The organism is Brucella sp. NBRC 12950 (assembly GCF_030268145.1).
GTDB lineage: Bacteria > Pseudomonadota > Alphaproteobacteria > Rhizobiales > Rhizobiaceae > Brucella.
In genome coordinates, this window is record NZ_BSQC01000028.1 from 1 (window position 1) to 11,351 (window position 11,351).

The window sequence follows — 11,351 nt, forward strand, 5'->3', positions numbered from 1 at the left end:
CAACATTTGGATTTTCAGCGAAAGCAGCACCGGCGCTAAGGGCAACGGCTACGGCAGCAAGAGCAAACTTTTTCATTTTCTATCTCCTTGGTTTTGTGAAGCGACGTTGTGTTCGTCGTTTCGATGACCAAGAGATAGGCCTTTCAATCGGCTGCGCCTAGCTACCGTTTGGTTCACAGATTGTATCTCAAATAGTAGACAATAAACCCTTGAAACGGGCAGAATGTCCAAGACGACACGGTTTATTCAAGTATATGTGAACAGTGTAAGGCGGAAAAATGGCAGAATAAGGTATGTCTTGATGAGACGCTAAACGCCTGTAAAGGTCAGGAATTTACAATAAAACCATGTTCCTGCGTGCTATTTGTTCAGGACTTGAAGTGGGCTTTCAGGTAGGAATGTTGGCAATTCTACGTTGGTTCCGAATGTGAACTCCAACAACCAAACAAGTTTAGGTGAATGGGGGTTCGGCTGGGGGGAGTTTTGAAATCGCATTTTGACAATGATTGTATCGGTTCACGTTTTGGTGTTCCTGATGCTCCGGCTCTAACGACGGTTCCTTTGAAAGTGGCGCAGTTCAATGTGACGAAGTTGCATAGAAAGCTTGGCCGCGATGAAACGCCGAAGATCGATATCCCGGCCAGTGACGCCTATTTCATGATGCTTTATCTCGCGGATACCGTTCACGGTGACGTCGAGAATGGCGAGCGCTTTCTTGCGCCAAAGCTTTACCCGCAGAATACGGTCTGCCTTATTGACATCAAGCAGGGCGCTTCAATTGTTCTTCATAGCAACCTGCACGCATTGGCCTTCGTGCTGCCACGCACATTGTTTGCCGAAACCTCGGCACTGACGGCTTCTGATGTAGCCAGGGATCTGCGTTGCCGACGCGGCGAGGCGGATGAGGTGATTGCCAATCTGGGAACAGCCCTTCTGCCGCTATTTGATTATGCCAATACATTTCATCCGGCATTGCTACAGCACATAGCGACTGCACTTTGCGCGCATCTTCTGCATGAGGGAGCAAAGCCGGAGCTTGCCGCGATCTCGGAAGAAACTGGCCTTTCAATCTGGCAGGAAACAGGCGCCAGGAAGTTCATGTCGGAAAACTATGGCGAAGACATTTCCGTGACCGAAATCGCAGCTTCCATCGGTGTGCCGGTTGGTGAATTCAGCATTCGTTTTCGCAATAGCACAGGCATTGGGCCGGAGGCCTGGTTAATGGCAATCAGACTCGAACACGCCAAGCTTCTGCTGAAAGATCGTTCGCTGACAATCAAGCAGGTTGCGAGCCGCTGCGGCTTTTCAAGCGAGAGCGCATTGGCAAGCAGGTTTGTCGACACCACAGGTGTATCGCCCGGCCTGTGGCGAAAATCGGTTTATCACTGATGGTGTCCAGTTTTGAAGACGGCCATTCGGGCAAAGATAAGAGTGACGCAATGGATCGTGCGGAGCAGACAACACCCGGTATCACCAAATCGCTGATGCAAATGTCGGCGATGACTGTCATGCGCCGCCATCTTCCGGGCGAGGCGATGCCGCTCGAAGATGTGTTATCCAATGAAGAAGCCTTCAGTATCACCACCCAGCTCACAGACCTTCGACTGCAGAAGCTCTGGTGTGGTGGAAGTCTGGTCTATGATGGGGCGCGAAACGAGGGGTCGTTAGCAATTGCAGAACTCAGCCGGGAGTGGAAAAGGCACCAGCTTTCACCTTTCGACGATATAGAGTTCCGGATTCCTTTCGCTGATATTCGTGCTTTTGCAGAGGAAGCCGGACGTCCGGAATTCAGGACGCTGCAGAATGTTCATTGTGCGACTGACAACGTTGTCCTCGGTTTGGCGCGGGCCTTGCTGCCTTTTCTGGATCGCCCGGACCTGGCGAGTACAGTGTTTCTTGAACAGATCGAACTCGCCATTATGGTTCATCTCACCCAAACCTATGGCGGGCTTTATTTTCCCCATGAGCGCAAGGGCACTCTTTCTCTGAAGCAGGAACGTCGGGCAACCGAGTTTCTCGCCGCACATCTCAATGCCGATTTTTCTATTTCAGATGTGGCAGATGCCTGCAGCCTGTCTCGCAGTCATTTCATGCGGGCTTTCAAGGAAACCTTTGGCAAGACGCCTTATCGCTGGCTGATTGAATATCGGGTCGCGCAGGCGAGCGACATGCTGATTGCGGGTACATCGATTGCCGAAATTGCTTTGTCCTGTGGCTTTGCAGACCAAAGCCATTTTACGCGGGTCTTTTCGGAGATTGTCGGCGAAGCGCCTGGCATGTGGCGCAGGCGTTATCGCTAAGCGTAACGTTGCCGTTTATGAATTAATGCTTTTGCGCCACTGGCCGGGCGCTGCACCAATGGCCTTTGAGAAGACACGGGTAAAATGGCTTTGATCGACAAAGCCGCAATCGACAGCAATTTCACTCAAGCTCATCCGCGTCGTGCGCAGCAGGTTCGTGGCTTTCTCTACCTTGCGCTTGAGCAGCCATTTGTGCGGTGGCATTCCCGTGCTGATCTTGAAGGCGCGGGTAAAATAAGACGGAGATAATCCGCAGAACTGGGCAATGACGGCAATAGGGATATCACCATCGAGTTTTGAATCCATGATTGCCATTGCGCGCTTGAGCTGCCATGGCGCGAGCCCGCCGGTCGGGGCCGGAGCGCGCAGTTCGGCCGTGCCATAAGTCGCAGCCATGTGCATGGCAAGCGCCAGCCCGACATGATCGACAAACAGGCGGCTTGCCTGCGCGGGATTTTCCAATGCGGGCAACAGTGCTTCTGTCAGGCCGCGAATGGTATTGTCGGCAATGTCTGCACCCGGCAGAACATTGAAGTTTTCCACCTTTCGAGAACCGAAATCTTCTTCCAGAGTAACAAGTGCGCTGCGTGGAAGATAGAAATTCACGCAATCGAAGGCCGACTTCATATCTGCCTGCCAGATGCGGTTATAATCATAGAGCGTGAAGTTGCCTTTATGGCTTGCAGGAAAATCCACCTTCTTGCCATCCACCCAGAGATCACCATGATAATCCCTGAGCTGTACTGAGAGCATGAAGGCATCTTCAGTGACATGCTGATCGACAAAGCCGAAATTCGGAGCGCTGCGTGTAATCCGCGTGGCCGTCACCATCCCCTGGTTGAGCACGCTTGAATAAACCGTCGTATCCTCCTTCGGGCGTATATATTCCATATACTGATTGCTCGCCGAAGTGTGTCGCGACATGTGAGGTTTCCTCTGGTGGGTATAAGTGGACCATAGCAGTCTTGTACAAAGCACGCGATAAAAACATCCAATTTTTGCGACTGGATGACAAGAAGGGTAGCAGCTCGGCAAGCCATAATGGACGCCTGGATACCAAGAGCTTTAACGCGCGTCTTTTTTAGGATGTGCTTCATGCCGAGGAAAGATATGGCCCTGACTGCAACCGCTACACCGGGATCGAAACTGCTGACGCCGTCTGATCACACGCTGATCATGATCGATTTTCAGTCGCAGATGTCCTTTGCAACCAAGAATATCGACGCTGTAAACTTGCGCAACAATGCGGCGTTGGTCGCAAATGGTGCCAAAGGCTTTGGCGTTTCGACCATTCTGACAACGGTTGCGGAAAAGAGCTTCTCCGGCCCGATGTTCAACGAAATCACCGATGCCTTCCCCGGTCAGGTGCTGTTCGACCGTACCTCCATGAATACGTGGGAAGACGAATCCGTCATCGATGAAATCAACGGCATCGGCAAGAAGCGCATCGTTCTCAGCGGTCTCTGGACGAGCGTTTGCATTGTCGGTCCTGCTTTGTCGGCCCTTGATCAGGGCTTTGAAGTCTACGTGATTTCCGATGCCTGCGGTGATGTTTCCGATGAGGCGCATAATCGCGCCATGGACCGTATGGTGCAGGCAGGCGCACAGCCGATGACATCGCTGCAATATCTGCTTGAACTCCAGCGCGACTGGGCGCGCACGCAGACTTACGAGATGACAACAGGAATCGCCAAGAAGTTCGGCGGTTCTTATGGTCTGGGTATCATCTATGCCAAGACCATGTTCAACGCCTCCGAAGGTCACTGATCAACTATCGCCAACTGGAGGTGTGCCTGTGAAAATCTATGTTTTATCGCTGTTTGCCGGCATTCTGGTTGGTGTCATCTATAGCTTGCTCAATGTTCGTTCGCCCGCGCCACCGATGGTGGCGCTAATCGGACTGTTAGGCATTCTGGCTGGCGAGCAGATCATTCCTTTTGCAAAGTCCATTATGGCTAAAGAACCTGCAGTTATTTCATGGCTGCATCAGGTCAAACCGCATGTATTCGGCCATATGCCATCCGGGCAGTCGGTCGCAGAACGTAAGGGTGCGAAGCGAAACGGTGATGTGTAATTTGCTTATCAAGCGTGTGCGGAAATGGGTACATTTTCAAGATAAGCCTGACTGCCCAAGCAATTTCATTGAGCGATTCCTGCTATTAATTCAGCGTAGGCCACAGAAGGTACGATTTCATGACCGCAGATATCATTCTCTATAACGGTAAATTCACGACACTTGACCGCACAAATCCAGCAGCTTCGGCTGTCGCAATCAAGGACGGCATTTTTACCGCGGTCGGTACGGATGAAGAAGTGCTTGGCCATGCAGGCTCTACGACCCGCAAGATCGATCTGAAAGGTCGTCGTGCCTTGCCGGGTCTTATCGACAACCACACTCACGTTGTGCGTGGTGGTCTCAACTTCAATATGGAACTGCGCTGGGATGGGGTGCGTTCGCTGGCCGATGCCATGGACATGCTCAAGCGGCAGGTAGCTGTAACGCCCGCGCCGCAATGGGTGCGCGTGGTTGGTGGCTTTACCGAACATCAGTTTGCCGAAAAGCGTCTTCCAACCATTGAAGAAATCAATGCGATTGCGCCTGATACGCCGGTCTTCTTGCTGCATCTTTATGATCGCGCACTTCTCAATGGTGCAGCGCTCCGTGCTGTCGGCTATGACAAGAACACGCCAAACCCTCCAGGTGGTGAAATCCTGCGTGATGCCAATGGCAACCCGACGGGCCTGTTGCTTGCCAAGCCCAATGCAGGCATCCTCTATTCGACGCTCGCCAAAGGTCCAAAGCTGCCGCTGGAATATCAGGTCAATTCGACCCGCCATTTCATGCGCGAACTGAACCGTCTTGGCGTGACCGGTGTGATTGATGCGGGTGGCGGATTTCAGAACTATCCGGATGACTATGAAGTCATTCAGCAATTGTCCGACGAAGGTCAGATGACTGTGCGTCTGGCATATAATCTCTTCACGCAAAAGCCGAAGGAAGAGAAGGAAGACTTCCTCAACTGGACGGCTTCGGTGAAGTACAAGCAAGGCAACGACTATTTCCGTCACAATGGCGCGGGCGAAATGCTTGTGTTTTCCGCCGCCGATTTTGAGGATTTTCGTCAGCCGCGCCCGGATATGGGGCCGGAAATGGAAGATGATCTGGAGGAGATCGTCAGAATTCTGGCTGAAAATCGCTGGCCATGGCGAATGCACGCTACTTATGACGAAACCATCAGCCGTTCGCTTGATGTGTTTGAAAAGGTCAATAAGGACATTCCGCTTGAAGGCCTGAACTGGTTTTTCGACCATGCCGAGACCATCTCGGATCGCTCGATTGATCGTATTGCAGCACTTGGCGGTGGTATCGCCGTGCAGCACCGCATGGCCTATCAGGGTGAATATTTCGTCGAGCAATATGGTCATGCAGTGGCAGAAGTGACCCCACCGATAGGCAAGATGCTCTCGAAAGGCGTGCATGTCTCGGCAGGTACGGATGCGACGCGCGTTGCATCCTATAATCCGTGGGTTTCGCTGTCATGGATGATTACTGGCAAGACGGTTGGTGGTATGCAGCTTTATCCGCGCCGCAATTGTCTCGACCGTGAAACAGCGCTGCGCATGTGGACGGAAAAGGTCACATGGTTCTCCAACGAAGAAGGTAAGAAAGGCCGCATTGAAAAGGGTCAGTTCGCTGATCTGGTGGTGCCGGACAAAGACTTCTTCAATTGCAGCGAAGACGAGATTTCATTCCTGACGTCCGATCTGACCATGGTTGGCGGCAAGGTTGTCTATGGTGCAAACGCCTTCAAAGATCTGGATGACAACCCAATTCCGCCTGCAATGCCTGACTGGTCGCCGGTGCGTAAATTCGGGGGCTATGGGGCATGGGGCGAGCCGGAAGGTGCTGGCAAAAACAGCCTTCGCCGCACTGCAATCTCCACATGCGGCTGCTCGAACAGTTGTGGCGTTCATGGGCATGATCATGCGGCAGCATGGGGTTCACAGTTGCCAATCGGCGATCTCAAAGGCTTCTTTGGAGCGCTGGGCTGCGCCTGCTGGGCCGTTTAAAGCGCAACTTGTTCGGAAAGCCGTTTCATACGGTTTAGGACGCGCGCTCATTCAAATTACCCCGGCGCCGTAGTCGGCGCCTGGGTTATCTGGAGCCAGTGTGGTGGCTCAGCTTACGAAAATCCAATTCAGAACTGATCGCTTAAGTTTTTGGTCTGTGTAGCCCCCGCGCACGGATTACGACCAACCATGCGTCAATAATTACATTTTAGACAATAGTATCGAAATAATTATTGCAATTGTTTGCAGTGGTGCAATGGCGCAATATCCACCCATCGAACAACGCAACAGGCAGAAAGGTGACGCTGCAGCATCTCTCTCAAAATTGGAAACCGGTTTTGAGAACAAGATGCACGTAAAAGCCGACTACAGCGTCCGCACACAGAGAATGAAAAGCACTTCCACAATCATCAACCGTCGCGACATTCTGCTTACAGGCGCAGCACTTGCTGCAACGATTTCACTGCCAGCCGGTTTGGCTCTCGCAGAAACAACTCAGACCAACACCACCAACATCTCATCCGAAGGAGAAAACACCATGGGCTTTATCACCACAAAAGACGGCACCGAAATCTTTTACAAGGACTGGGGCTCGAAGGATGCACAGCCAATTATGTTCCATCATGGCTGGCCACTGAGCTCGGACGACTGGGATGCCCAGATGTTGTTCTTCCTTTCAAAAGGCTATCGCGTTATAGCCCATGACCGCCGTGGTCACGGTCGTTCGGCTCAGGTTTCCGAAGGCCATGATATGGACCATTACGCTTCTGACGCCTTTGCGGTTGTTGAAGCGCTTGATCTCAAGAATGTCGTGCATATTGGCCATTCGACCGGCGGTGGCGAAGTCGCCCGCTATGTCGCCAAGCATGGTGAACCTGCAGGTCGCGTTGCTAAGGCGGTTCTGGTTTCCGCAGTCCCTCCGCTGATGCTCAAGACAGAAGCCAATCCGGAAGGCCTGCCTATGGAAGTGTTTGACGGCTTCCGCTCAGCGCTTGCAGCAAACCGCGCCCAGTTCTTCCGCGATGTTCCTTCAGGCCCATTCTATGGTTTCAACCGTGATGGTGCGAATGTGCAGGAAGGCGTAATCCAGAATTGGTGGCGTCAGGGCATGATGGGCGGCGCAAAGGCGCATTATGAAGGCATCAAGGCTTTCTCTGAAACCGACCAGACGGAAGACCTCAAGGCTATCGGCGTGCCAACACTGGTTCTGCATGGCGAAGACGACCAGATCGTGCCGATTGCGGATGCCGCACTTAAGGCGATCAAGCTTCTCAAGAACGGCACGCTCAAGACCTATCCGGGATTCTCGCACGGTATGCTGACGGTCAATGCCGATGTTCTGAACGCTGATCTTCTGGCTTTCATTCAGGCTTGAATGTTGAAATGATAAAAGATGCGGCGGGGAGACTTGCCGCATCTTTTTAAACTTTTAGCGATAGGTTTTGATTGCTGATTAACGGGCAGGGGATGGATAGGATGAATGCGGGTGCGGAACGCGGCGAATTTGTAAGTCTGATTGCGCCAATACTGGAGCCAATGGCATCCGCGCTTGAGTTCTTCGGTGTCTCCGTCATCATTATCGGCGTGGCCGTTGCAACGCTTATCTATCTCAAGGATGTGTTCGTTGTATCGGGCGAGAATGCCTATACCCGCTACCGCGCAAATCTCGGTCGCGGCATTCTGCTTGGCCTCGAAATCCTGATCGGTGCCGACATTATCGCTACCATCATTTCGCCGCTCACGTGGGAAAGCGTTGGCTTGCTGGGCCTTATCGTTCTGATCAGAACCTTCCTCAGCTTTTCGCTGGAAGCGGAGATCGACGGCGAATGGCCATGGAAGCGCCGTCGCCGCGAGCGGAACATCGCAGGCGGCGACTAATTGTCATCGAGCGGCTTTGTCTAGCCGATGGATAGCAGCTCCCTCGAAAGCCTGTTCATGCTTTGCGCACCGCTTTCGGTTATCAGAAACTGTTCTTCGATCATCAGCGCACCGAGCCCATTGGCGTAAAACGGTGTTTCCAGCGCCAGCACCATGTTTGGTTCAATCAGCATTTCGTTGCTGCTTGAGATAAACGGCCATTCTTCAATGCCAACGGCCGCACCCACCGAATGGCCAAAATGGCCGCGATAATATTCGCTGAAACCGCGCTTATGCATGATGCCAAGCATTGCCGCATGGACATCGCAGAACCGCGTACCGGGCTTTAACAGCGCTTCGCCCACCGCAAAGCTTTCCTGCAACACCTTGTAGATCTCGCTGGCAAGCGGATCGGGCTTACCGCAGACATAAGTGCGCGCACCATCTGAAGAATAACCGTTGATGAGCGTGCCGACATCGGCTTTCACAAGATCACCTTCTTTAAGCTCGGCCTTCATGTCCTGAAGATCAGGGCCGGTCGAGATATAAGCCCAATGCCCGGAAAGAACCTGACCATTCTGGCTGGCTTCCTGTGTGGCACCATCAAGCCAGGCTGCTGAAAGCGCATTCAGGCTGGAACCACGTCTGGCGGTGTTCAGCATATTTTCCAGCCCGCTTTCTGCATAATGGGCTGCATTTCGCAGATACTCGATTTCCCGCGCATTCTTGATAAGGCGCAGGCGCTTGACGAGAATGGAAGCATCTTGCCACTCAACCGATGGAAGTGCTTTTTTGAGAGCTGCAAAATCAGTTGCTGGCATGAACTCCAGATCAACGCCGATACGCGCTTTGGAAAGCCCACGCTCTGCCAGCAGATCACTTAAAAGCCTGAAAGCTGCATCCTGATCAAATGTCTCGGCGCGCGGGCCGACATTGTTTGCCTGCCTGTAGGCCACATTGATGTCTTCAATTGTGCTGGCATTTTCTACCGTCACCATATCAATCCAGATGCGGTGGGTGCGGAAATCGATTCTGTCGCCAAGATGCGCGGCAGCAGCATAGGCATGATCGCTGATGACCACGCCGAGTTTTGCATTTTCATCGGCTGGCACCAGCGCAATTGCCGAACCCGCCCGACCCCACATCGTCGCAACACCGGCTGCAACACCAGTCGCATAGCGGAAGTTTTCGGGCTGAAACAGCGCAAGCGCATCAAGCCCTGCTGCTCTCAGAAGAGACTGGCTTCTGGTGCGATCAATCTGGTTCATCATGTTCTCTCAATGCGATTTAGGATGCAATTTCGGCCACTGGACCAACAGGCCGCAATTCTACATCTCCAGCCTTTGGTTTGTAGTCGTTTATATAAGAGCGAGTGGCTTGATAACTCAATTTTGGCTGTTGATGAGTATCAGCCTATGGTGAAGGATAAATCAACTACCAGTTTTGTTTATTATAGAATAATCTTCTAAAGAATCCCCGGATAGCACAGCTGCACCGCTTATCGATGGTCTGACGGTCGCTGTATAACCTGTATCAACTGAGGGCCTTGTGGCGACCTCGAAGCAGGAGAATAAAATGAGCGGTTTGACCATTCGTAATCGCAAAATGAATTTTAGCAACTGGGGTCTTACGACAGCGCTAAGCGTTGCGCTCGCATTCGGCTCGTTCGCTCAGGCTCATGCGCAGCAAAGCAACCCCGATGCCACCATTAATATCGGATCGCTCTACGAGCCGCAGAACCTCGATAACACTGCCGGCGCAGGTCAGGGCATCAATGAAGCCTTTAACGGCAACGTTTATGAAGCGCTGTTCCGCCTGGACGACAATGGCACAGTTGAGCCGGTTCTTTCCAAGGACTACACGGTCAGCGACGATGGTTTGACTTACACGTTCAAGCTTCAGCCCGGCGTCAAGTTCCATTCGGGTGCACCGCTGACCTCGAAGGACGTCAAGTTCTCCATCGAGCGTGTTGCAGCGCCTGAATCCAAAAGCTCGCGCAAAAGCAGCCTCAAGACCATTACAGGCATCGAAACGCCAGATGATGAAACTGTCGTCGTCAAGCTTTCGTCCCGCTCGATCTCGCTGCCATACAATCTCAGCTATGTCTGGGTTGTGAATGACGAAGCGACCGATTTCCAATCGAAGGAAGATGGTACTGGACCTTACGCGCTGGAAGACTGGCGCCGCGGTTCATCGCTCGCCATCAAACGCTTTGACGGTTACTGGGGCACCAAGCCGAAAAACGAAGAGGTTGTTTTCCAGTATTTCACCGATGCAAGCGCACTCAACAATGCGCTTCTGACTGGCTCGGTTGACATCGTCACCTCGGTTCAAAGCCCGGATTCGCTGGCTCAGTTCAAAGACAATCCTGACTTTACCGTCAGTGAAGGCAAGTCCACGACCAAGCTGCTTCTTGCTTATAACGACCGCGTCGCACCTTTCGACAATGTAAAGGTTCGTAAGGCGCTGGCGCGTGCCATCGACGACAAGAAGCTGCTGAACGCCGTTTGGGGCGACTATGGCACATTGATCGGCTCGTTCGTTCCACCAACAGATCCCTGGTATGTCGATCTGACCGGGGTCGATGCCTATAATCCTGAAAGCGCCAAGGAGCTTTTGAAGGAAGCGGGCTATCCGAATGGCTTCAGCTTCACCATCGATACGCCGAACTATGACCCGCACCCGATTGCAGCGCAGTTCATCCAGAGCGAACTGGCCAAAATCGGCGTGAAGGTTAACATCAACATCATCACGGCCAATGAATGGTACACGAAGGTCTATAAGGCGCATGATTTCCAGGCGACCTTGCAGGAGCATGTGAACCACCGCGATATCGTATTCTACGGCAATCCGGATTTCTATTGGGGCTATAATAACCCAAAGGTTGTTGATCTTATCAAGGAAGCCGAAGCAAGCTCCACCACCGATGAACAGACGGCCAAGCTGACCGAAGCCAACAAGATCATTGCAGAAGATGCAGCCAGCAACTGGTTCTACCTCTATCCGCAGATCGTGGTTTCAAAAAAGTCAGTCAGCGGCTATCCGGTCAATGGTCTGAACTCACAGTTCTTTGCTTATGATATTGAGAAAACGGAGAGCTAATCAGCTGTCCATAATCGAGAA

At 52.4% G+C, this 11,351-nt stretch carries 10 protein-coding genes; 8 read left to right on the forward strand and 2 right to left on the reverse strand.

The features are described 5' to 3' along the window. Positions 1-483: 483 nt before the first annotated feature. Together QSJ70_RS26770 and QSJ70_RS26775 are read left to right on the forward strand one after the other, a co-directional pair. Positions 484-1,389: a helix-turn-helix domain-containing protein gene (locus tag QSJ70_RS26770; RefSeq protein WP_285541195.1), complete on the forward strand. Its 906-nt coding sequence runs from the start codon at positions 484-486 to the stop codon at positions 1,387-1,389. Next, the gene (locus QSJ70_RS26775; RefSeq protein ID WP_285541197.1) at positions 1,389-2,300 is read left to right on the forward strand and encodes a helix-turn-helix domain-containing protein; all 912 of its coding nucleotides are present in this window, start codon (positions 1,389-1,391) and stop codon (positions 2,298-2,300) included. Before QSJ70_RS26770 ends, QSJ70_RS26775 begins: the two co-directional genes overlap by 1 nt. A gap of 15 nt (positions 2,301-2,315) precedes the next feature. Here QSJ70_RS26775 and QSJ70_RS26780 read toward each other — a convergent pair whose 3' ends face one another. Then, complete coding sequence (locus QSJ70_RS26780) at positions 2,316-3,224, reverse strand: helix-turn-helix domain-containing protein (protein ID WP_285541200.1); 909 nt, start codon at positions 3,222-3,224, stop codon at positions 2,316-2,318. Positions 3,225-3,416: 192 nt separating this feature from the next. Here QSJ70_RS26780 and QSJ70_RS26785 point away from each other — a divergent pair, with 192 nt between their 5' ends. The 5 genes from QSJ70_RS26785 (at position 3,417) to QSJ70_RS26805 (ending at position 8,249) form a co-directional block, all read left to right on the forward strand. Next, positions 3,417-4,067 (forward strand): hydrolase, encoded by a 651-nt coding sequence (locus QSJ70_RS26785; protein ID WP_285541231.1) that lies wholly within the window; start codon positions 3,417-3,419, stop codon positions 4,065-4,067. Between the two features lie 28 nt (positions 4,068-4,095). Further along, positions 4,096-4,374: a XapX domain-containing protein gene (locus QSJ70_RS26790; protein ID WP_215778806.1), complete on the forward strand. Its 279-nt coding sequence runs from the start codon at positions 4,096-4,098 to the stop codon at positions 4,372-4,374. 119 nt (positions 4,375-4,493) lie between these two features. Next, positions 4,494-6,371, forward strand: coding sequence for an amidohydrolase (locus QSJ70_RS26795; protein ID WP_285541203.1), 1,878 nt, complete (start codon positions 4,494-4,496; stop codon positions 6,369-6,371). A gap of 538 nt (positions 6,372-6,909) precedes the next feature. After that, positions 6,910-7,746, forward strand: coding sequence for an alpha/beta fold hydrolase (locus QSJ70_RS26800; protein ID WP_352231032.1), 837 nt, complete (start codon positions 6,910-6,912; stop codon positions 7,744-7,746). A 101-nt stretch (positions 7,747-7,847) separates the two neighbouring features. After that, positions 7,848-8,249, forward strand: coding sequence for a DUF1622 domain-containing protein (locus QSJ70_RS26805; protein WP_215778811.1), 402 nt, complete (start codon positions 7,848-7,850; stop codon positions 8,247-8,249). A gap of 20 nt (positions 8,250-8,269) precedes the next feature. Here QSJ70_RS26805 and QSJ70_RS26810 read toward each other — a convergent pair whose 3' ends face one another. Next, positions 8,270-9,496: a M24 family metallopeptidase gene (locus tag QSJ70_RS26810; protein WP_285541233.1), complete on the reverse strand. Its 1,227-nt coding sequence runs from the start codon at positions 9,494-9,496 to the stop codon at positions 8,270-8,272. Positions 9,497-9,803: 307 nt separating this feature from the next. Here QSJ70_RS26810 and QSJ70_RS26815 point away from each other — a divergent pair, with 307 nt between their 5' ends. Further along, positions 9,804-11,330 (forward strand): ABC transporter substrate-binding protein, encoded by a 1,527-nt coding sequence (locus QSJ70_RS26815; RefSeq protein ID WP_285541206.1) that lies wholly within the window; start codon positions 9,804-9,806, stop codon positions 11,328-11,330. Positions 11,331-11,351: the final 21 nt, after the last annotated feature.